12 protein-coding genes are annotated in these 23,221 nt (G+C 42.5%); 9 read left to right on the forward strand and 3 right to left on the reverse strand.

Going from position 1 to position 23,221, the window contains the following annotated elements; all coding sequences use genetic code 11:
• Positions 1-21: 21 nt before the first annotated feature.
• The 5 genes from AC3KZC_RS07210 to AC3KZC_RS07230 all read left to right on the forward strand — a co-directional run bounded on the left by AC3KZC_RS07210 (position 22) and on the right by AC3KZC_RS07230 (position 8,430).
• Positions 22-642 carry a HutD family protein gene (locus AC3KZC_RS07210; RefSeq protein WP_490576800.1) on the forward strand — a complete coding sequence of 207 codons (621 nt, stop codon included), beginning with the start codon at positions 22-24 and terminating at the stop codon, positions 640-642.
• A 309-nt stretch (positions 643-951) separates the two neighbouring features.
• A complete protein-coding gene (locus AC3KZC_RS07215; protein ID WP_490576801.1) occupies positions 952-1,992 on the forward strand; it encodes a Leu/Phe/Val dehydrogenase in 1,041 nt (346 codons plus the stop codon).
• 240 nt (positions 1,993-2,232) lie between these two features.
• Positions 2,233-5,295 (forward strand): TonB-dependent receptor, encoded by a 3,063-nt coding sequence (locus AC3KZC_RS07220; protein ID WP_490576802.1) that lies wholly within the window; start codon positions 2,233-2,235, stop codon positions 5,293-5,295.
• 100 nt (positions 5,296-5,395) lie between these two features.
• Positions 5,396-6,922, forward strand: coding sequence for a tryptophan halogenase family protein (locus AC3KZC_RS07225; protein WP_490576803.1), 1,527 nt, complete (start codon positions 5,396-5,398; stop codon positions 6,920-6,922).
• Positions 6,922-8,430 carry a tryptophan halogenase family protein gene (locus AC3KZC_RS07230; protein WP_490576804.1) on the forward strand — a complete coding sequence of 503 codons (1,509 nt, stop codon included), beginning with the start codon at positions 6,922-6,924 and terminating at the stop codon, positions 8,428-8,430. The genes AC3KZC_RS07225 and AC3KZC_RS07230 overlap by 1 nt, the downstream gene beginning before the upstream one ends.
• 49 nt (positions 8,431-8,479) lie before the next feature.
• On the opposite strand, the gene AC3KZC_RS07235 is transcribed toward AC3KZC_RS07230, so the two are convergent.
• Positions 8,480-9,997, reverse strand: coding sequence for a tryptophan halogenase family protein (locus tag AC3KZC_RS07235; RefSeq protein WP_490576805.1), 1,518 nt, complete (start codon positions 9,995-9,997; stop codon positions 8,480-8,482).
• 209 nt (positions 9,998-10,206) lie between these two features.
• On the opposite strand from AC3KZC_RS07235, the gene AC3KZC_RS07240 reads away from it, so the two are divergent.
• Positions 10,207-10,869 (forward strand): CatA-like O-acetyltransferase, encoded by a 663-nt coding sequence (locus AC3KZC_RS07240; protein ID WP_490576806.1) that lies wholly within the window; start codon positions 10,207-10,209, stop codon positions 10,867-10,869.
• 2 nt (positions 10,870-10,871) lie between these two features.
• Here the strand turns inward: AC3KZC_RS07240 and AC3KZC_RS07245 are convergent, their stop codons facing one another.
• Positions 10,872-13,199: a DEAD/DEAH box helicase gene (locus AC3KZC_RS07245; RefSeq protein WP_490576807.1), complete on the reverse strand. Its 2,328-nt coding sequence runs from the start codon at positions 13,197-13,199 to the stop codon at positions 10,872-10,874.
• 124 nt (positions 13,200-13,323) lie between these two features.
• On the opposite strand from AC3KZC_RS07245, the gene AC3KZC_RS07250 reads away from it, so the two are divergent.
• Positions 13,324-14,148: a M90 family metallopeptidase gene (locus tag AC3KZC_RS07250; RefSeq protein ID WP_490576808.1), complete on the forward strand. Its 825-nt coding sequence runs from the start codon at positions 13,324-13,326 to the stop codon at positions 14,146-14,148.
• A gap of 144 nt (positions 14,149-14,292) precedes the next feature.
• Positions 14,293-17,439 (forward strand): amidohydrolase family protein, encoded by a 3,147-nt coding sequence (locus AC3KZC_RS07255; RefSeq protein ID WP_490576872.1) that lies wholly within the window; start codon positions 14,293-14,295, stop codon positions 17,437-17,439.
• Between the two features lie 109 nt (positions 17,440-17,548).
• Here the strand turns inward: AC3KZC_RS07255 and sbcB are convergent, their stop codons facing one another.
• Positions 17,549-19,000, reverse strand: a complete 1,452-nt coding sequence (gene sbcB, locus AC3KZC_RS07260) for an exodeoxyribonuclease I (RefSeq protein WP_490576809.1) — start codon at positions 18,998-19,000, stop codon at positions 17,549-17,551.
• 229 nt (positions 19,001-19,229) lie between these two features.
• Between sbcB and AC3KZC_RS07265 the strand changes: the two genes are divergently transcribed.
• A complete protein-coding gene (locus AC3KZC_RS07265) occupies positions 19,230-23,009 on the forward strand; it encodes a sensor histidine kinase (RefSeq protein ID WP_490576810.1) in 3,780 nt (1,259 codons plus the stop codon).
• Positions 23,010-23,221 lie beyond the last annotated feature (212 nt).

A 23,221-nucleotide genomic window follows, 5' to 3' on the forward strand; every position in this document is an offset into this window, starting at 1 on the left:
AGAATAACAAGGTCCACTTTTATGATAATTATTGAACCGAGCAAGTTTGTTACAACCCAATGGGCTGGAGGGTCGACAACTCAGTTATGGATTTGGCCGCCACAAAGCCAAGTCGCAGCCCGTGACTTTGAGATCCGAGTGAGCATGGCGACGGTTGAGCAAAGTGGCGCTTTTAGTGACTTTTCAGGGTATCGGCGGGCGTTGTTGCTACTGGGTGGTGAGGGTCTATTGATTGAGCACATTAATAATGACTCATTAGCGTCATCATTTTTATATACCTCAAGCAGCCCTTGCTGGTATTTTTTTGGTAGCGATAAAGTCAATGCTGTACTCAAGGATGGCCCTGTACAAGACTTTAATGTCATTACTCGCGAAAATGCAGCGTTAAAAATGGAGCGCTTTATTATAACGCCTCACGGCTTTTGGCATGATGGATCACAGCCTAAATCGGGTATGCAAGATATAAAGAATAAGGTCTATGGCGTCTATCTTTATCAAGGTGCATTAAATGTGCAAGGTGCGGCACTGAAAGCCGGACAATTATTGTTATCTCTATCACCTATCGATGACCTAACAGGAGACGCTTTGGGCGCAGAAGGTGTTTATTTTAGCTCTGAACTTGTTTATCCAATTGAAATATAGTGATTTTATTGGAATTAGTTGAGTTAATTTATTTGTATCAATAACTTTACAATTAATCTTCCTTTTACGTTAACGTAAACTAAAAAAGTTGATTTGGCTCATAAATTGGTTATTTATATCGTTCAATTACGCTTTTTGTGAATATTAATTTCGATATTTTATTTTCTATTGGATTGTTTAAGCTATATTTTCCCTTGATTGAGTTTTATCATCTCCAAATATAGCGTAGGTATTTACTTGGTGATAGAGTTCTGGCCAGTTAAGGGCTCATAAATCCTGCTCTCAGGTGACAAACATTGGAGAATAAACGTGGCTGTATTTAATCGAAGTGAGTTTGATAATCACGAACAAGTTGTATTTTGCTCAGATAAAGAGTCAGGCTTGAAAGCTATTATCGCAGTTCATAGCACTAAGCTAGGCCCTGCAGTTGGCGGCTGTCGTTTGTGGGATTACGCATCAGATGAAGATGCGGTCTACGATGTTCTGCGTTTATCAAAAGGCATGACGTATAAAAATGCGGTGGCTCGATTACCTTTTGGCGGCGGCAAATCTGTGATTATTGGTAACGCAAAAGAAATAAAATCAGAGGCGTTATTTCGTGCCTTTGGCCGTAAGCTTGAGGGCTTAAGTGGTGCGTATTATTCAGCTGAAGATGTCAACATCACCTGTGCGGATGTCGCTATCATGAATAAAGAAACCAACTATGTATTAGGCCTTGAAGGCAAAAGTGGTAATCCATCACCCTTTACTGCACTTGGGACATTTCTAGGTATCAAAGCAGCATACCAACATCAGCATGGCCATCAAGATTTAGCCGGTGTAAAAGTGGCTGTGCAAGGTTTAGGTGCTGTAGCCTATAGTTTATGTAAATATTTACATGAAGCGGGTGCATCGCTATTTGTTACCGATATTAATCAAGCATCGATAGATCGTGTAGTGAATGACTTTAATGCGACAGCTGTAGGTGTTGATGAAATTTATGATTTAGAAGTCGATGTATATTCACCGTGTGCACTGGGCGCAACGCTCAACGATAAAACTATTGCACGCTTAAAAGCCACCATTATTGCAGGTTGCGCTAATAACCAATTAGCAGAAAGCCGCCATGGCGAGTTATTGCGTCAAAAAGGCATTTTATATGCGCCTGATTATGTAATTAACGCTGGGGGTATTATCAATGTGTATTACGAAACTGCACCGGGTGGTTACAGTGCAGAGGCATCAACCAAACACGTTGAAGGTATTTATACGACTCTTAGTGAGATTTTTGCACGCTCAGTGACCGAACAAAAATCAACGCATTTAATCGCTGATGAGTTAGCACAAGAGATCCTTACTAACGGTCTTTAATCTAACCCTGTAGCTGAGTGTTTATACCAAGCTCAAATTGAATAGAAGATGCAGCCATTTGGCTGCATTTTTTTTGTTATTTTTTGGTGCTGCCCAACGTTTAGGTAACTGGATAGAAAAGTATAAGGATTGCACACAATGGTATGCTTAATTGTTGCTCAAATGGGCAAAATAGTTCGGTTCATATTATTTTGGACACATAATTCTTATAAGCACCATCAATTTTGGGGAAGGTTAGATATGAGGGATTCTCGGGTATTGAATGACAGCGTTGTCGTTTCTCGAAGTGGTTTTAAGCGCTCAGCAGTAGCGTTAAGTGTTGCAGCATGTTTGTTTTCAGGTAGCCATGTTAGCGCGGCTGAAAAGACTGCAGCGCAAGATATTGAAGTAGTTGAAGTTTCTGGTATTCGTGGCAGTACTAAAGCCAGCATTAATACCAAACGTTTTGCAGCATCACAAGTTGATGGCATTACTGCAGAAGACATCGGTAAATTACCCGATGTAACAATCGCTGATTCGTTACAGCGTATCACGGGCGTACAAATTGAGCGTACCGCAGGTGAAGGTGGTCCGGTTGCCATTCGTGGTTTACCACAAGTGGATACCATGATGAATGGTGAAGTGTTTTTAAGCGCAACAACAATTGATTCATCAGGCGCTGACTTTGGTGATTTGCCATCGCAGCTTTTTTCTGGCCTTGATGTATATAAATCAAGTGAAGCAAAACATTCAGCTGCGGGTATATCAGGTTCAATTGATTTACATACGCGTCGTCCATTCGACATGGACGAAGGATTTACTTTTTCAGGTGGTGTTGAGGCGACTCAAGGCACAATCAGTAAAGAGACTGATCCTAATATCAATGGTTTATTTAGCTACAATGGCAACAAATGGGGGGTGTTATTTACCGCTGTTGCATCAGAAGCAAACTTAGCCACCGATTATAACGGCTATTTTGATACCTCAGAAAATGGCGGTATCGGCGCGGCAAACAATAACTTTACCTGGGGTCAAAATCCTCGAGGGGAAAATACGCGCCATGTTGTACCACAAGGTTTTGCTGCATTTAATAAACAAGAAAAGCGTGAGCGTGAAGCGTTTCAATTATCGTTTCAAGCGGATTTAAGCGAAGGCTTTCAATTAACTGCAGACTTGTTTTATACCAATCAAGATCGTTTTAACGACCGCCAAGGTTTATCACAAAACAACCGTTGGAACAGTTTTAACGATTATGCGTACCCAACGGCCAGTGGTTGGACGGGTGATACTTTTACTGATGAAGACGGCCATGCATGGGGCGCTGTAAATGCTTTTGATATGAAGTCATATCGTTTACAAACGTTCACTCAAGTTAATAATAACTACGAAACCTCGAAAAACTTTAATCTTCAATTAGATTATAACAACGGTGGGGCGTTAACCGGCCAAGTGCGTGTTACGCGTGCAAAAGCGACGGCGCAAATGCGCCACGGTTATGGCGAAGGGGATTTATTGAGTATCGATAAAGGTACTTTAGTTACAGGCCCAGGCCAATTTTCACAAGGCGCAAACTGTAAAAATGGTGAAGCGATTGTGGGCGACAACGGTGGCTGTTACGCAAGCTTTGCACCAGGCGGGATCGAAGACAAATTTATCCTAAGCTACGATGCAAGTGGTGAACACCCTCATTTTAGTGGCTTCGACCAAATGGTCAATGGCGGCAGTGGCTTACGGTCGATAGCCGATTACATGGCCGACATTAACTCATACCATATCGGTGCGTTTTCATCGGAAGGTAATACTGATGATGACGGTGAAATTAATACCTTCAGCACAAAATGGAATTATGCGTTTGAAGATCAACCATTCATCACCAGCGTAGACTTTGGTGTGCGCATGAGTGAGCGAATTGTAGATCACGATCAATTCACTTATACCTCAAACTTTGGCGACGGCTGTGATATCGCACAGTGGAAAGCGGTTGACCAATTCATGAATACCGCAGGTTGTGAAGGCAACCCAGCTGCAGGTGAATATCTAACGCAAGATGTTGGTGATTTAAAAGCAGGTACTTGGGTGCCGTATACGATATTACCGCCAACACGTTTAGATCAACATACCTCGGTTTCGTTTCAAACTGATTTTGGTAATGTAACTGGGATCCCTGGTATTTGGGCTATTGATCCAAGTAACTTTCGTGACCCACGTCAATTCCATTTAGATACTTTTGGTAATGTGGAACGCACAGAAAACGGCGGCGCAAGTTACGATGTGACCTTGCGTGAAATGAGCTATTTTGTTCAAGCAAACTTTGATTACAATATTTTCAGCGGTAACTTTGGCATGAAAGTAATTGAAACAGATTTGTATGTAAAACAAAATATTGCTGGTGGCAGCTTACCGCACAGTGGTTTAGGCCCAGATGTGGGTGATGTGGTGACAGAGCGCAGTTATACCGATTATTTACCATCATTAAACATCAATGCAGCAGTGCATGAAGATGTGATTTTACGTGCAGCGTACTCTAAAAACATGCAAGCACTTAACCTTGCAAGTTTAGGTGGCGGTAAAACGGTTGGTCGTGTAAATAACGAAGACTGTAACTGTTTACGTGTCGTAAATGGTACGTTGACCGGTAACCCAGAGCTTGATCCATGGCGTTCAACAAACTATTCACTTTCGGCTGAATGGTATAACGGCGATGCGTCAATGGTGTTTTTAGCAACATACAAAATTGACATCGAGAGCTTTGCAACCGGTGGTGTTGTGATGGTTGATGAGCCAGATGCTGATGGCATTAAACGCGGTCCATGGCCATTTGATACTCAAGTGCAAGGTAAAGGCGGTAACGTAACAGGTTTTGAAGTGGGTGCACGTGTTGCATTTAGCGATATCACTGATGCAGCGTTTTTAGCCAACGTAGGCTTAGATGCTAACTATACCTATAACGACAGCTCGCAAGAAAACAAAGACGTAAGAGGCAAAGATTTACCATTTGTTGGCATGTCTGAAGATACCTACAACTTAGTATTGTGGTATGAAGATGATAGCTTCTCGACCCGTTTAGCGTGGAACTCACGTAGCCCACGTTTAATTACCCAAGGCACATTAGGCGCAGTGGGCGGTCAATCATTGTATCAAGATGAGTATTCACAACTTGATATTAGTGCGACCTATAACATTAATGATGATGTCAGTATCTATGTCCATGGTTCGAATATTCTTGAAGAATATCAACAAACCTACTTAGAGTTTTCATCACAAAAAGCCTTCCAAAACGTGTATGAAGCACGCTGGACACTAGGCGCACGAATGACATTCTAATCTCACGATTAGCGTATGTCAGCTAAACCACCGTAGTCACTACGGTGGTTTCTTCGTTTTATAACAAGATGGTTTTTAAATAATAAAAACAGAGAATTACATGATAAAACAACACATAAACAGCATTGTAATTGTCGGAGGCGGCACGGCAGGTTGGATGACAGCTGCTGCATTAAGCCATCAATTTAAACACCAAAAAACAATTACCTTAATTGAATCAGCCGACATTGGCACTATTGGTGTGGGAGAAGCCACCATACCTACGCTACGGCGCTTTTATCAAAAATTAGGCTTAACCGATGAGCAAGTGCTAAGTGCTAGTGGCGCAACCTGCAAACTCGGTATTGAATTTAAAGATTGGCACATGCCCAATCATTCTTTTATTCACCCATTTGGTTTGTATGGCCAACGTGCCAATGGTGTGGACTTTCATCACTATTGGCTCAAACTCAAGCAATTGGGCGATAACACGCCGCTTGCTGATTATTCTTTTGGCGTTAATTTAGCCAAACACAATAAATTTAGTTTACCGCTTAAACAGCCTAATTCACCACTGGCTATTTTTGATTGGGCGCTGCATTTTGATGCCAGCTTATTTGCTAAATTAATGCGCCAAGTGGCAGAGCAACAGGGTGTAAAGCGAATAGAAAACTGCATAGAGCAGGTGTCGGTGCAACCAACATCGGGCGAGATAGAACACTTAGTATTAAAAAATGGCCAAGTCATAGCAGGCGATTTATTTATCGATTGTTCAGGCTTTAAAGCCTTATTGATAGAAGGCGCATTAAAGACAGGTTATGACGATTGGAGCCAATGGCTTTTGTGTGACAGTGCCGTGGCAGTGCAAAGCACGGCAATGGCTGAGCCGCCATCACGCACCGTTGTGCAAGCTAGGCCTGCAGGTTGGCAATGGACCATACCGCTGCAACAGCGCACCGGCAATGGCCATGTTTACAGTAGCCGCTTTATGAATGCCGATGATGCGCAGGCTTTATTGCTCAACAATATTTATGGCGAGCCACTGCATGCACCACGGCATTTTTCGTTTACTCCTGGGCGGCGAAAACGTGCTTGGCATAAAAACTGTGTTGCTATTGGGCTTGCGGCTGGCTTTTTAGAACCCCTTGAAAGTACCAGTATTGCGCTGGTTGAAACCGCGATTGATAAATTAAGCCAAACCTTGGCACAAGATGATGTCTCTGAGCAATTAGTGATGCGTTTTAACGATGTCACGGCGCAAGAATACGAGCGAGTGCGCGACTTTATTATTCTGCATTATAAATTAAACCAGCGTAGCGAGCCGCTTTGGCAGCATTGCCAAGCCATGACCATTCCTGTCAGTTTGCAGGCCAAAATTGATGCGTTTTGTGAGAGCGGAACACTTGAGCGTTTACCGTGGGAAATGTTTGGTCCTGACAGCTGGTTGGCGATTTTTGATGGGTTTGGTTGTTATCCTCGTCAATTTGATGCACGGGTTAACAAACTTGATGTCGATTATTTACGCAAAAGTTTTAGCTTAATGGCGCAGGGTATTGCACAGGCAGTCAGTGATGCACCGACTCATCAAGCCTATTTAAATCAACTGATTGCATCAAAAAATCAATCGCTCAACATGGAGCAAGCATAATGGACAATCGCATCCAAAAAATAGTGATTTTAGGCGGCGGTACCGCAGGTTGGTTGGCCGCAGCCACTTTGGGCAATATTTTTAAACACAGCACTGTTGAGATTGAACTGATTGAATCACAAGAAGTGGGCATTATTGGGGTGGGGGAAGCGACTATTCCACCTTTGCTCGCTACGCTTGAAAGTTTGGGCATTGATCAGGTTGATTTTATTAAACACACCCAAGCAAGCTTTAAATGGGGCATTGAATTTGTAGATTGGTGCGAAAAAGGCAAACGCTATTTTCATCCCTTTGGTCAGTTAGGCCAGCGTATTGATGGTCACGATTTTTATCAATGCTGGTTAAAAACCCATGCCGACGGCAGCCAAGTGCCGTTAATGGCCTATTCGCCAGAAGCCCAATTAGCTGAGCAACAACGCTTTTTTTTACCCTTTGAAGCAATGAACACCCCCCTAGCTGGTGCGCAATATGCGCTGCATTTAGATGCCGTACTCGTGGGGGAGTATTTAAGCCGCTTTGCACAAAAGATTGGAGTGAAACGCACCCTTGGCCATGTTGAAGCGGTTGAATGTGATGAACGCCAGTTTATTCGCACTTTACAGTTACAAGATGGGCGCAGTGTATCGGGTGATTTTTTTATCGATTGCAGCGGATTTAAAGGGGTGTTAATTGAACAAACCTTACAAACAGGTTACGACGATTGGTCTGCTTATTTACCCTGTAATCGAGCCGTGACCGTGCAAACTAAAAATGTGGCAGAGCCTACGCCGTATACCACGGCAACGGCTCAAACCGCAGGCTGGTCATGGCGTATTCCTCTGCAGCATCGCACCGGCAATGGTTATGTATTTTGTGATAAATACATCAGCGATGAAGAGGCTAGCCAAACCTTATTAAATTCGGTGGTGGGCGAGGTGATTGGCGAGCCGCGGATTATTCCGTTTGTAACGGGTATTCGTAAACAAAGTTGGCATAACAACTGTTTAGCGCTTGGCCTTGCGCAAGGTTTTTTAGAACCGCTTGAATCTACCGCCATTCATTTAGTGTCAAAAACCTTAGCCTTGTTTGTGCGGATGTTTCCAGATAAAGAGTGTAATAACATTCAAATGGCGGAGTTTAACCGCCGTGTGCGTGCTGATTATCAAGAGATCCGTGACTTTTTAGTGCTCCATTATTGCACCACCAAACGCAGTGATTCTGCTTTTTGGCAAGATTGCCAAACCATGGCCATTCCAGAGAGCTTGCAGCAAAAAATTGACTTTTTTAATGTCGCGGGTGGTTTAATTCCTGAGGTGGAGGCTTTATTTCAACCAACGAGTTGGTATGCGGTTTTTGAAGGCATGCAAGTACGCCCTGCAGGGTTTAATCCAACGTTACATGCTTTAAATAGCCAAAAGTTAGCACAAAGCTTAGTGCAAGGGCAGACAGCACTTGCCCGTAGTGTTGCTAAGCAGCCCAGCCATCAGGCATTTTTAACCGATTATTGCCAAGCGCCAAAGGTGGAGTAATTGGTTGTTGCCCCGCTTTTTTTAATCGCGGGGCAAGTACAGCAAATGGTTATGCGGGTTGTGGTAATGGTTCGGCGGCACAATGTTTTGTGATAAACGCTTGGTGGCTCATCACAGGCTTTGTGGCTTCACTTATAGCATTTTGGATTTGCTGTAGCTTTTGTAACAGCATCGCTTCAGGAACAGCGGCAGCTCTTGGGTCTAAACGACTTGGCTTTATTTGGTAGGCATCGTAAAAAGTGAGCCAGCTTGCGTGTTCAAACGATTCTTGATCGTACATTGCAATGTGACCACGACTTTTAAATAAATCTATTTTGTGTTGTAAGCTCTCTGGGATTGCCATATTGTGGCAGGCTTGCCAAAAAGGCGTATCGCATCGCGCCGATAATTTGTAATGTAAAATCAAAAAATCCCGAATGTTTTCAAGTTCTAAATTATGTAACCGATTTACCTCGTTGATATCGGCTTGATTAAAACCACAGTCAGGAAAAAACGTGAGCAGTTTTGCAATGGCGGTTTGCACCAATGAAATGCTGGTAGACTCTAGCGGCTCTAAAAAGCCACTGGCGAGCCCTAAAGCAAAACAGTTTTTATGCCAAATTTGTTTCCGTCGCCCTGGTTTAAAGTTAATTTTACGCACAGGACCAAGCGGTGTGCCAGAGATATTGGCTGTTAATGTTGCCTTGGCTTGTTCATCGCTTTCAAAGCGGCTGCTATAAATGTAGCCATTGCCACTGCGGTGTTGTAACGGAATATGCCACTGCCAACCCGCACCTTGTGCAATTGAACGGGTAAAAGGTTCAGGTGCGCTATCGCGTGTGGTTTGTACGGCTAGGGCGCTGTCACAAAACAACCAATGGCTCCAATCTTCGTAGCCGGTGTGCAGTGCTTTTTCAATCAATAAGCCTTCAAAGCCACTGCAATCAATAAATAGCTCGCCGTCAATCACTTGGCCATTAGTTAGTATTACATTGTTAATAAAGCCCGTATCGGGATGTAAATTAACCTGTTCAATGGTGCCAATGAGGTGGTTAACTCCAGCGTTAATACTGTGTTTTTTCAAAAACTGCCCGTATAAACCCGCATCAAAATGATATGCGTAGGCATAATCGGCCAGCGGCGTGCTTGGGTTTGCATGGGGCTGGGCAAATTTGTGTTGTTTTGCGAGTTGGCAGGCAAAGCTAAAATCAGCTAATTGGCTATTACACTCGGTTTGCTGTGCACGATAAAGGTAATGATGAAAATCGACCTGATCGATCTTCAGGCCATAATCGGCAAACGGATGAAAAAATTGGCTATTTTGCGAATGCCAATGTTCAAATTGAATACCAAGTTTAAAGGTGGCTTGCGTTGCTTTAATAAATTCAATTTCATCAATGCCCAAATTACGGTTAAATTGCACAATATTAGGAATAGTCGCTTCGCCCACACCCACAGTTGCAATATCGCTTGATTCGATTAAACAAATTTCAGCGCTGTTATTAACGTATTTGGCTAAACTTGCCGCAGCCATCCAACCTGCAGTACCGCCACCCACTATTACTATTTTTTTTATATTATTATTCATATTTTGCGCCTACAACTTGCCAAAGATTGACTATAAAGCAATGCATTTTTCAGGAAAAGTGATTGAGTAATATACCGAGCTTAACGCATAGAAAAGTATCTAAACTGCGGTGATTTGGTCAAGGTTGAAATCGTCACAGTTTCTTCATTTGCCATTTTATAAAAGCAGCATAAACTTACACTACCTTAATTAGTGTAAAAATTTGAGCTATGAAAACCCCAATTGATGGTGCAAAGAAAATAGAATTGGAGCAATGGCCGCGACAGCAACATTTCCAATTTTATAAAAACTTTACCGATCCTTACTTTAATATTTGTGTCGAACTTGAAGCCGAAAGCCTTTTTAATTATTCCCGCCTTAACAACGTTTCTTTCTTTAATAGTTATCTGTATTTGGCCATGTTGGCCGCCAATGACATCGAACCGTTTTGCTTACGCTTAATAGAAGGAGATGTATGGGTGTTTGATAAAGTGAATGCTAACGTGGTACAGCTTAAAGAAGATGAAACCTTTCGCTTTAGCTACCTTGAGCATACCACTGATTTTGATACTTTTTGTGCTTCATCAAAACAGGCCTTTGAGCTTGCAAAATCACAACCATTTTTTTCTGAGCAGTTTTATTCCACTGGCCTTGCCTGCAATTGTTTGCATATTTCAGTATTGCCTTGGTTAAGCTTTACCAGCTTTTCTCATGCCAGTAATCATTCTGAATACTCAGGCATCCCAAAGTTGGTTTTTGGTAAATACAATAAACGCACAGGTATTATGCCGCTGTCGATTGAAGTGCATCATGCCTTGATGGATGGCATACATGTTGCGCAATACGTCGCTCGGTTAAAGCATTACTTTGATAATGCGTCTAAGTATTTGTAACATTAAGCGCGAATTTCAACCTCTTTGCTGGCTTTTTTATAGCGAATTTTAAGCCCCGACCAGCTGGGTAATTCCCAGCGTTTTGGGGCTTCTTTTCGCAGTCCTCTTAAATAATGTACCACCACTAATTTTTTCACTAACTGATATTCAATGGTTAAATGTAAATCGGGCAACTGCAAATATAAGGGATATTTTTCGGTGAAATCGGCATATTCCCAGCTCGGAATGATGTCTACTGCAAAATCATCTGCGCTTAATAATTCAAAATCGTCAGCGTGCTCAATGGCTAAATCAGTTAGGGCTTGATAAATAAACTCATGCGTTGTTGGTAAGGTCGTGATGCAATTGTTGAGCTGCTGATATAGCGCTGTCCAGTTTAGCTGGTGGGTTATTTTTTGCCAAAGACCCGGCAGCAGTAATGCTTGCTCAATTAACTGGCAGGCTGCATGCGGTAATTGCGCCGCTGTGGCGTTTTGTTTTTGGGTGGCAATTATTTTGCCAGCAAAAAGGTGAGCGATATTAACGAATATTTCGTTGCCATTGAGTTCAGCACCTTCAATTATAGTATCGCATAGGCTTAGCTCAACGAGCTGTTTGCTACATATTGGCGCCATACACAGCGCTAGCGTTTTAGCTTGTTTAATGCCTTTACCTGCCAAGGCAAACGTGTCGAGCACCAAGGCGGCACTGTGATTGTTAAAGCGCGAGTGCTTGGCAGCAATCACCTCAAGCTCACCATTAGATAGGCTATTTTTTCGCGCATTATGAATAAAAATACAGCTTGGTAAATGGGTTGCAATGGCGGCAATTAACTCGTTGCGTTGGTAACCTGCTGGTTTTTCAAGGGGTGGTAAATCAAACGCTTGGCGAATTTGCACAGCAAATTGACGTGCCTCTTGTAATGCATCGTCATCGATCTTAACCCAATCTGTTGCGTTGCCTCTAATTAAAGCAATCGCTAGCTCTAAATCACAATGATTGGGGAGTTGCTCGTTCAGCGCTTGGGTATGTTCAAGCTGCTGACTAAGTTGATATACCTGTTTGGGCACCGCTAATAACGCTGCGGCATCGGCCATTGCTTGGCGCAGCGTATTGGTTGGCATATGAGTAATTAAATGCGCCAGTTCACTACTAATAGGTAAAGGATACAAACGTTTACCATGCTCGGTGGCATAACCGTGCTGATCTATGGCCCCAATTGCAAGTAATTGTTGTGTTGCTAACTGTAACGAAGACGCGGGCAGCGGCTCTAAAAAATCAAGCTGTTCAATGCCCCCGCCAGCACAGGCTGCGCTGAGCACCATTTCGTTAAGTGAACAGCGCTGAGATTCTGCGGGTGTATGGGCAATCAGAGGGGCAAATTCACCGTACAATCGAATGCATAACCCCACAGCTGTGCGGCCCGCACGACCGGCGCGTTGCATGCTTGAATCCATTGAAATGGTATCTAAATCTAAAACAGTGCGCCCGGCACGCAAATGAGTACGTTTTTCAAGGCCACTATCAATTACGCAATCAACGCCTTCTAAAGTGAGGGACGTTTCAGCGATGTTGGTGGCTAAAATAATGCGCCGCGTTGATTGGCTTTGTAGCGCAATAGCTTGCGATTGAACGTCAGAGCCCCCATGAAGCGGCACCAGTAAAACAGGCAGATGCATCAATTTTGAGGCAACAAAATCAATATCGGCCTTACCAGCTAAAAAAACTAAAATATCGGCTTGGGCGTCATTAAGTGCGCTGGTACATGCTTGTAAAACTCGTTCAGCGAGCTTTTCTTTTGTTGGCATTTGGCGCAGATCGCTTGCTTGGTAGCGTATCTCAATGGGGAAATTTCGCCCTCCAGCAGTTAAAATTTTTCCTGATAAATACGCTGCCAGTTGTTCGGCATGCAAGGTTGCTGAGGTGACGACTAACTGATGGCTATTATGCTTTTTTAACAGCGACAGTAATAAGTCGGTATCCCAACGGCGTTCATGAAATTCATCCAAAATAACGGTTTGATAATCGGCCAATTTATTTTCGAAAAACCAGCGAAGTACCACACCAGGTGTGGCAAACACAATGCGAGTATTGGCGTTAAAGTGGCTTTCAAAACGAATGGCGTAACCAATTTCATCCCCCAAGGGGCTGTTACTTTGTGCTGCCAAATATTGCGCAAGGGCAGTACAGGCAATACGGCGTGGTTCAATAACTAGGACTTTGCCCGATTGCGCCGCCCAAAGGGGTAAACGTGTTGATTTACCCGAGCCTGTTTGGGCACTGACAACCAGAGGTTGCTTGCCAAGTGAATCTAAAAAGGAGTCTTTTATGCTGTCGATGGGTAATGTCATGGCGCTATTTACTGGGGAAATCGCCGTTATGGTACATCAAATTAATCCGTTTGTGTGATGCATTAACTTGAAAATAGCGATAGCTGCACCCATTGCTTAGAAATAACAATATTTGAGTGCCGACATGATTAACGTCGTTTTGATGATTATTTTAGTGATATTTGTATTCGGCTATTGGCGTTTTGATGATATCCGTCGACACTTTTGGCAAAAAAAATACCACGGCAAACAACTAACAGCGCAGCAGCAACATTTAATTAGAAAAGTAATGCCTATTTATCAACGGTTAACGGTTGATCAAAGGCAAAAACTAGATTGTCATATTCTGTGGTTTTTAGATAACATTAGTTTTTTAGGTCGTGATGGTTTGGTGGTAACAGAGCCGATGAAATGGGTCGTTGCGGCCGATGCCTGTTTATTAGTGATCGAAAAACCGTGGCCAATTTACCGTAATGTAAAACAAATATTACTTTATCCGAGTGCGTATTATGCCGGTCAACAAGCTAAAGATAGCGCTGGGCTGGTAAGCTTTCATCAAGTGGTGCGCCAAGGTGAATCGTGGCCGGGTGGCACTGTGGTATTGTCTTGGCACGATGTGTTAGAAGGAAACCGCTTACCGGGAGATGGCCATAATTTGGTATTTCATGAATTTGCTCATCAACTTGATCAAGAAACGGGCGCCACTACCGGCACCCCTCATTTGGCTGATGCCACCGCCTATAAAAACTGGTCGCGGGTGTTTAGTCGTGCATTTAATCATTTAAAAGCGTGTTTGGCTTACCAAATGCCCCATGTTATTCACAGTTATGGGGCGACCAACGAAGCGGAGTTTTTTGCTGTTGTCACCGAGACCTTTATTGAAAAACCTGGCGCGTTGCGCCAGTTTGATTCTGAGCTGTATCATCTTCTTTGTAGCTATTATGGTTTTGATCCGCTAGCTTGGTATTAATCATCCCTTTTTGGGGATTGGTCAGATAACGCTAGAAAATTTGCCCGATGTTTGTTCAAATCAAAAGACAACAACTATTGATAACAACCATTCGGACAACAAATGAAAAAATTTATTTATTCGAGCGTTGCATTTGCAGTGGCAATGACGTTTAGCTGCCCAAGTTTTGCAGACGAACCAAAAAAAGAAGAAAAACCCAGTTGGAAAGTCGATGAGCCACAAGGTGAATTCTTTGATGCCAAGATTGCCGTAGAGCAAGGCACGTGGATGAACATTGATGTTAGCCCTGATGGCAAAACCATTGTTTTTGATTTATTAGGCGATATTTACACCATGCCGTTTTCTGGCGGCAAAGCGACACAGCTGACCTCAGACATTGCATGGCAAATGCAACCGCGTTTTAGCCCAGATGGCCAATCAATAGCCTTTACCTCAGATGCCGATGGCGGTGATAACATTTGGGTGATGGATATTGATGGCCAAAACGCCAAAGCAGTGACCAAAGAAACGTTTCGTTTGCTCAATAGCCCTGCATGGAGCCCAGATGGCGATTTTATTATTGCTCGTAAACATTTCACCGCCAGTCGTTCGTTAGGGGCGGGGGAAGTGTGGTTGTACCATAAAGCGGGTGGTAATGGGGTGCAGCTCACCAAGCGTGACAACGATCAAAAAGATTTAGGTGAACCTGCGTTTTCGCCAGATGGCCGTTATGTGTATTTTTCTCATGATGCCACACCTGGTAAAACCTTTCATTACTCAAAAGATTCGGTTAACGGAATTTACAAAATCAAACGTTATGATCGCCAAACTGGTGACATTGAAACCATTATCTCAGGAATGGGCGGTGCAATTCGCCCAACCCCTTCACCCGATGGTAAAACCCTTGCTTACATCAAACGTGATGATTTTCAATCAAGCCTTTATTTATATGATTTAGCCACAGGTCAAGAGACAAAAGTATATGGCGCGATGGAGCGCGATATGCAAGAAACGTGGGCGATTCATGGCGTGTATCCAACTATGGCTTGGACACCTGATAACAAAGGGCTGGTATTTTGGGCGGGCGGTAAAATTCATCAAGTTGATGTAAAGACGAAACAAGCGTCTGAAATTGCTTTTAAAGTCGAAACCAGCAAAAAAATGCAAAAAGCACTGCGTTTTGCGCAAAACATTGATACCCCAGAGTTTGACGTAAAAATGCTGCGTAATGTGCAAATTTCACCCGATGGTGAAACGGCCATGTTTGAAGCGATGGGCAAAATCTATTTACGCAACCTTGATTCGGGAAAAATCAAACCACTGACCAAAAGCAGTGCTGGGTTTCAATTTTTCCCGACTTTTTCTCGCGATGGCAAACAAGTTGCTTTTGTAAGCTGGCAAGATGATGAACAAAGTCAGCTGCATGTGGTATCAACGCGCAGCGGTAAAGGTAAAACCTTACTCAAAGAAAAAGGTAAGTTTGTAGAGCCTGTGTTTAGCCCAGATGGCAAAACTGTGGTTTTTCGTAAAGTCCGTGGCGGTGCAATTTTAGACCCAGATTTTTCGTTAAATCCGGGTATTTATAAAGTGCCAAGCACTGGCGGTGATGCTGAGCTTATTTTTAAACAAGGTGAGCAACCACAATTTGGTAAAGATAACGATAAAATTTATGTGCTAGGCATTGGCGAAAAACCAAGCTTGTCAGTCATTGATTTAAATACTAAAAAAGCACAAAAACTATATGAGTCAGAATTGGCGACTGAGTTTCGAATTTCACCCGATAGCCGCTATTTAGCGTTTGCAGAACGTTTTAAGGTGTTTATCACACCATTTGTAGCCAGTGGTAAAACCATTAATATTGGGCCAAAAGATACCCAATTCCCACTTGAGCAACTCTCTGTGCGTGCGGGTGAAAACATTAGCTGGAATACCGATGCCGACAAACTGTATTGGACCCTTGGACCTGAGCTTTACCATGCTGATTTAAATGGTATTTTTGATATAAAATCAAAAAAATCAGACTTTAAAGTCGCTGATGGTGCAAATATTAGTTTTAAACAACCCATGGCAGAGCCAAGTGGTTTAGTCGCACTTACGGGCGCTCGAGTCATCACCATGAATGGCGATAACGTGATTGAAAATGGCGTGGTTTTAACCGATGGCAAACACATCAAAGCGGTTGGCGCAGTCGGTGCTGTTAGCATTCCGAGCAATGCAAAGGTTGTTGATGTAACGGGTAAAACCATTATGCCGGGCATTGTTGATGCCCATGCCCATGGCGCACAAGGCAGTAATGAAATTATTCCTGAGCAAAACTGGAAAAACCTTGCAGGTTTATCACTTGGTGTAACTACTATCCACGACCCATCCAATGATACCAGTGAAATTTTTGCTGCCAGCGAAATGCAAAAAGCCGGCAAAATTGTTGGGCCACGTATTTTTTCAACCGGTACGATTTTATACGGCGCCAATGGCCCAGGTTACACCTCGCATGTTGACTCGTTAGATGATGCGAAGTTTCATCTTGAGCGTCTACAAAAAGTGGGGGCGTTTAGTGTTAAATCGTATAACCAACCACGTCGTAATCAACGCCAACAAATTATTGAAGCAGGCCGTGAGCTGGGCATGATGGTAGTGCCAGAGGGCGGCTCGTTACTGCAACATAATTTAAGCATGGTAGTGGATGGCCATACTGGTATCGAACATTCAATTCCACCAGAGCGTATTTATGATGATATCAAGCAGTTATGGTCACAAAGCGAAGTGGGTTATACCCCAACACTCGGTGTGGCTTATGGTGGAATTTGGGGCGAGAACTATTGGTATGATAAAACAGATGTGTGGGCGCACCCAAGATTGTCACAATTTGTACCAAAAAATCAGTTATTACCGCGCTCAATGCGTCGTACAAAAGCACCTGATCATCACTACAATCACTTTAATGCTGCAAAAGTAGCGGCACAGCTGCAAGATGTGGGCGTTAAGGTAAATTTAGGTGCTCATGGGCAACGTGAAGGGTTAGCAGCGCACTGGGAAATTTGGATGTTTGCCCAAGGCGGAATGACACCACTTGAAGCACTGCGCGCTGCAACGCTCGATCCTGCACATTATTTAGGGCTTGATCAGCATATCGGTTCACTAGAAGCAGGTAAACTTGCTGATTTAATCGTGATTGATGGCAATCCACTTGAGGACATTCGTGTAACCGATAAAGTAAGTTATACCATGATTAACGGTCAACTCTTTGATGCAGCTACCATGCAAGCCGTTGATGGCAAGCCGCGTACACCGTTATATTTTGAAGAAAAATAAGCGGCGGTTAACTCAAATAGCGGTTATTTAGTTAACTAAAAAGGGATTTCATTTGAAATCCCTTTTTTATTGGAAAGTCCTAAACCTGAGGGCTCAGCTCAGTGAGCGATCACAAGTTTTGTGCGTAATGATATAGGGCTTTTAAAATCGTCATATTGCGCTCATTCCCTTCATTTTCGTGCACTAAGTTTTCAAGGGTCATCATGAATTCTTGGGCGTCGATGGCGGGGTTATCTTCGCCATACATAATTTTGTTTTGGCAGTATTTACGCCACTTTTCAAGCTCTTGCGTGGTTAAAGTGTTCGGCCAATTGCGAGCGCGGTAACGAAATAACAAGGTATCGTATTTTTTATCTTCAAAATCAAGCCCAAGTGTTGCTAATTGTTCAGGTCTTGCAGCGCGAATAATATCAAACTTATGTTTATCGGCGTTGGAGGTAAAACCCGCATAAAGCTGATAATCACAGTTCTCGCTGCCTGCAAATTCGTTTTCGCTTTGAAACACCTCGGCGACTTTTTCTCGCAGCTCCGGATGGGCTTTTAAAATCGCTAAATTAGCTAAACATTGTGCGCGGTCGATGCCTATTTTAGCTGCATTTTCAGGCAGTAAGGTTTTCGCTGGCGCTACAATGGGGCATTTATTTAAATGCACGAGCTTTAAACCAATGGGCTGTTCGTTTTCGGCCAGTTCAGCGCGTTTAGTATAAAGACGCGCGCGGATTTCATCGGCTGAAAGAGCGAGTAAAGGGCGAGGATCGTGTGTTAAATTAAAACAGATCACCGCATTTTTATTCACTGGATGAAATGCCATAGGGGCAATCCACGTAGTGCAACCCTGGCTTGCTGGAATTTTAGACGAGGTATGAACCAGCGGCACCATATTATAAATATCAAATAATTCCGCTACGGCTTTTTTGAAGCGTAATTTAAAGAAAAAATCATACAGTTTGGGCTGTTTGTCTTTGATAAGTTTTGCCAGTGCAATGGTTGCGGTAACATCAGATAACGCATCATGGGCTGCAGCATGCTCAATGCCATTGGCTTTGGTTAAATCTTCTAAACGAAAGCTGGGTGTGCCATCTTCTTTTAAAGGCCACAAAATGCCTTCTGGGCGAAGGGCGTAACAGGCGCGCACTAAATCAATAATATCCCAGCGGCTGTTACCATTTTGCCACTCGCGCGCGTAGGGATCATAAAAGTTTCGATAAAAAGCATAACGGCTGACTTCATCATCAAAACGAATGCTGTTATAGCCTGCAACACAGGTATTAGGTTTGGCAAATTCTTGATGGATTTTAGCAACAAACTCGGCCTCAATCATGCCATGTTTAAGTGCATGTTGTGGCGTGATCCCAGTAATTAAACACGCTTGAGGATGGGGCAAATAATCAGGCGCAGGTTGGCAATAAATAATCAGTGGCTCACCAATAATATTTAAATCAAAGTCAGTACGCACGCCCGCAAATTGACTTGGCCGGTCTTTTTGAGGGTTCGCCCCGAAGGTCTCGAAGTCATGCCAGTAGATGGTTGGCTGGGAGTTGTGAGATTCACAATAAGTCATGGGAAAAATAACACCTTGTTTTTACTTTGTTTGCGGCCAAAAGCTGAGAATTAAATTGTACTCTGTTTTGACATCACTTGCCTAGGGAGGCTTGCAATTGTGTTGTGTTCATTAATACTTAGCTTTATATATTTTAATAACTAAGAAATCTAACGTGTTAATTATCCTGATGCTGTGCATGGCGCGCTTTAGCGACGTGTTATTGCAGGATGCTCAATTAAGGATAGGGATGTTCAAGTGGTTACTTTGTTGTAGCTATTTAGTTTGTACCACTCTTTTTGCGCAGTCATTGGATGATTTTCGTTATGCAAGCCCCTTATTTAAAAAAGTGGATGATCAAGGCCAAATAGTAGGTGGGGTTATAAGTGCGGGGCTTGAAGCACGTAATGGCATGTTTTGGTTTGGCAGTCAAAATGGTTTAGTAAGTTTTGATGGCTATCAATTTAAACGTTATCCGCATGATCCTAATAATATAAACAGTCCGGCCGCGGATTATATTGTGGCACTAGCTGAAGATGAGCAAGGTGATATTTGGCTTGCGACGCGTACCTCAGGTTTATCTCGTTTTTCACCGCGCACTCATACATTTGAGCACTTTAATACAGGTTCAAGCTCAATCAAACTTCGTTCAGACACGCTACGGACTCTTAAATTTGATCAACAAGGGCATTTATGGCTTGGTCATGAACTCGGTGTCGATGAAATTGACATACAAAACCAGCGAATTAGTTATTATGACTTACCAATAAACAACGGTATTTGTTTTTTAATTTATCCAGATAGCAGCGGAAAAATCTTAATTGGTTCGACCAAAGGGATGTTTGAAAAAGAAGTCCAAGATCAGAGCTTTAAAACTATTGAACCATTAAAAGGACTCGATGTGCGAAGTATTTATCGTTCATCGGCAGGCAATTATTGGTTAGGGACTCACAGTGGTTTGAAATTTTGGGATGGTGAGCAGGCGGTTGTTAATCATCAAAGTGGCCCCAATTCTCAGATGGATAACGCATATATTCGGGCAATTGTGCCCTTCAGTAATGGTAAAGTTTGGGTTGCAAGTTATGGCAAGGGTCTGGCGCTTTACCAAGAAGCAAGTGGCCAGTTTATTAAGCATTTTCGTCATGATGCATCGGACCCGACGAGTTTAGCGTTTGATGATGTGGGGACTATTTTTTTAAGCCGTAATGGCACATTATTAATTGGCACTTGGGGTGAAGGTTTGCAGCTTCTTAACGCTCATACCAGTGATCATTTTGCGATGTTAAGACATAGTTTACAGCATGACTTGGGATTAAGTTTCGCTAATGTTCGCACACTGTTAGAGCTCCTAGATGGTCGTTTATTGGCTGGTACTACTGGCACGGGCTTGGATTTAATCGACCCAGCTCTTGGGCGCGTCGCGACTATTATGAAAAGTGCTACAGGGCAAGAGTTTAAAAATATAGTGTCTTTGGCACAGCAAGCAGATGGCACCATTTGGGTTGGCACTGCGTCTTCGGGGTTACTACAACTTGATCTTGCCACCTTATTGTTTATTGAACAGCCTGTAAAAAATCTTACCACAGGCTCAGTATTAAGATTGTTAGTAATGGACAATCAGCACTTAGTGGTTGGGATGGGTAAAGGTGTGTGTATTAAACGTCCACAAGACTTGGCGTGTGAGCCGATGTATAAAAAAGATGGCAGTATTATGCTCGATACCCCTACAGCTTTACTTGAAGATGCGTTCCATAATTTATGGATCAGTACTCATCAAGGGCTTTATCGTTTGCGGCCTAATAGTCAGGTTTTAGATCAATTTATCTCAAATGATTCGACGCAGGGGCTAAGCCATAACTATGTATTAGGTATGGTAGAGGACCAGCGTGGACATTTATGGATAACAACGAGTACTGGGTTTGATCGTGTTTCGAATTTAGAGGGCGATTCGGTTTTAATTGAGCAACAGAAAAGTCTGTTAGGCCTCTATGATAAAATGCCTGGCGGTAACATGCTATTTGACTCTATGGGCAGAATTTGGAGTGCGGTAAGTCTATTTAATTTACAAACCCAGTTTATGTTGCCATTTAATGCTTCACTGGGGATTGATATTGGCACTTCTTGGCTCGGTTCTTACGTTAAATTGCGTTCGGGTATTTTGGCGTTTGGCGGCATTAAAGGGGTTGTGTTAGTTGATCCCAAAGGGTTTGAGCCAAATGTTATAAGTAAGAAACTGATTATTACCAAACTAAAAATAAACGATAAAAATCAGGTATTGGCGAAACTTGGCGCTTTGGATCTCAAACCGCAAGAAAATGATTTTAGTATTCAGGTTGCGGTACCTGATGCATTGCGTGCTAATGAAATTAACTATCAATATAAGCTCAGTAGTAATGAGGTTAGTTGGCGTCAACTTGATACCAGTTCAAGAGTAATATCACTGAATAATTTGGATCCTGGGAATTATCAGTTGGTTATTGAGGCGCGTTATGAGCATTTTCCTCAAGAAATAATGCCTTTGTACTTATCTTTTAATGTGCAGCCTTATTTTTGGCAAACATGGTGGTTTAAATTACTTATCGCGCTGTGCAGTGTAGCGTTAGTATTTATGATTTTTCGTTGGCGAATTGGATTAGTGAGGGCACAGGCGCTTCATTTAGAAGAGGTGGTTGTACAGCGAACGCGCGAAATTTCGGTGATAAATCAAATCGGGCAGCAGTTTACGCTTCAGCTATTATTGGATGACTTGCTCAATGTCATTTATCAACAAATTAGCCAAATATTTGTTGCTGATCGCTTTGGTATCGGGATTTTAAATGAAGATGGCACTGCAATTGAGTTTAACTATGCTGTTGAACGAGGGATCCGTTACCATGCCTACAGCCGTTTGATGAATGAGCCGGGTCAATTGGCGGTTTACTCTGTTAGCCACAATCAAGCAATCTTAGTTTCAGATTATGCTCAGCAATTCAAAAAATACTATGAAATGGAAGATAGTGCGACTCATAGCTTAGCCAGTGGCCAGCAAGAGATAAAAGCGGTTTCTATGATGTATGTCCCGCTTCAGCAAAATGGCACTGTGATTGGGGTCATAAGCATTCAAAGTATTACAAAAAACAGCTATGACACCCACGATTTAATGTTACTTGAAACATTGGCATCGTATGCCTCTATTGCGGTGTCGAATGCGCAGTCACATCAAGAGTTACTCATTACGCATCAAGCGTTAGAACTTAATATGCAAGCGTTAAAAGAAACGCAGCAACAGTTGTTCATGAATGAAAAAATGACGTATTTGGGCCAACTAGTGGCTGGGGTCGCACATGAAATTAACACCCCGATTGGTATAGCGATTACTGCGACCAGTGTGGTGCAAGATATGACCTCAGAGTTAGAACATCATGTGAATAAAAACACGCTAACTAAAAATGCATTAAGCCAGTTTTTGTTATCTACAAAGCAAAGCTTAGCACTTATTTTTGACAATACTGAACGGGCTGCACTGTTGGTTCAACGGTTTAAACAAGTGGCTGTTAATGCTGACGACGGTGTAATTCAATCTGTTGATTTATATGATTTTTGTATGTCAGTCGTTGACAGTTTAAGCTCGACTATCAAAGCACATGGTGTTCAAACAGACATTATGATTTTACCTAATGATAAAATTCTCACCTATCCTGTTGTGCTCGGTCAGGTGCTTTTTATTCTCATTCAAAACGCCTGTATTCACGGCTTGAGTAAAAGCCAAAAAGGGCAGATTAAAATTATGGGTTACGCAACGGCAGAGTATTACCGATTGGATATTATTGATAATGGTTGTGGGATTGAAGAGCAAGTCATTGGTAAAATATTTGAGCCTTTTTATACCACTACAAGAAACCAAGGTGGTACAGGGCTTGGTTTGAGTATCGCGTATAACTTAGTCCATAAGATTTTACACGGAGATTTATCTTGTCAGAGTTTAGCTGGACAGGGGGCCACGTTTTCTATTGAGTTACCCCTTACCGATAAACTCACTCCTCAATTGTAACGATTAGGTATGATAAAGAACTAAGTAATAGATATAAGCGAGACCTGACTATGATCTATATCAACTTAGAGTAATTAATCTAACGTGTTGTTTTAAGGTTAATTCATTAATTAACAGTAAGTTATTTGTTTTTTAGAGCTCAGGTGTTTATTTTTTGCTCTGGACTATGCTTGTTATTTTTAAAGTGCCTTTTTAAACTGTACTTTTATTTT

It is taken from the genome of Pseudoalteromonas sp. J2K-J031 (assembly GCF_058197095.2).

Excerpts from the sequence above, each read along its gene's own strand:
- AC3KZC_RS07210 (WP_490576800.1), top strand. The coding sequence starts at position 22 with ATGATAATTATTGAACCGAGCAAGTTTGTTACAACCCAATGGGCTGGA.
- AC3KZC_RS07240 (WP_490576806.1), top strand. The coding sequence starts at position 10,207 with ATGAAAACCCCAATTGATGGTGCAAAGAAAATAGAATTGGAGCAATGG.
- AC3KZC_RS07265 (WP_490576810.1), top strand. The coding sequence starts at position 19,230 with ATGTTCAAGTGGTTACTTTGTTGTAGCTATTTAGTTTGTACCACTCTT.
- AC3KZC_RS07225 (WP_490576803.1), top strand. The coding sequence starts at position 5,396 with ATGATAAAACAACACATAAACAGCATTGTAATTGTCGGAGGCGGCACG.
- AC3KZC_RS07235 (WP_490576805.1), bottom strand. The coding sequence starts at position 9,997 with ATGAATAATAATATAAAAAAAATAGTAATAGTGGGTGGCGGTACTGCA.
- AC3KZC_RS07220 (WP_490576802.1), top strand. The coding sequence starts at position 2,233 with ATGAGGGATTCTCGGGTATTGAATGACAGCGTTGTCGTTTCTCGAAGT.
- sbcB (WP_490576809.1), bottom strand. The coding sequence starts at position 19,000 with ATGACTTATTGTGAATCTCACAACTCCCAGCCAACCATCTACTGGCAT.
- AC3KZC_RS07250 (WP_490576808.1), top strand. The coding sequence starts at position 13,324 with ATGATTAACGTCGTTTTGATGATTATTTTAGTGATATTTGTATTCGGC.
- AC3KZC_RS07245 (WP_490576807.1), bottom strand. The coding sequence starts at position 13,199 with ATGACATTACCCATCGACAGCATAAAAGACTCCTTTTTAGATTCACTT.
- AC3KZC_RS07255 (WP_490576872.1), top strand. The coding sequence starts at position 14,293 with ATGACGTTTAGCTGCCCAAGTTTTGCAGACGAACCAAAAAAAGAAGAA.
- AC3KZC_RS07230 (WP_490576804.1), top strand. The coding sequence starts at position 6,922 with ATGGACAATCGCATCCAAAAAATAGTGATTTTAGGCGGCGGTACCGCA.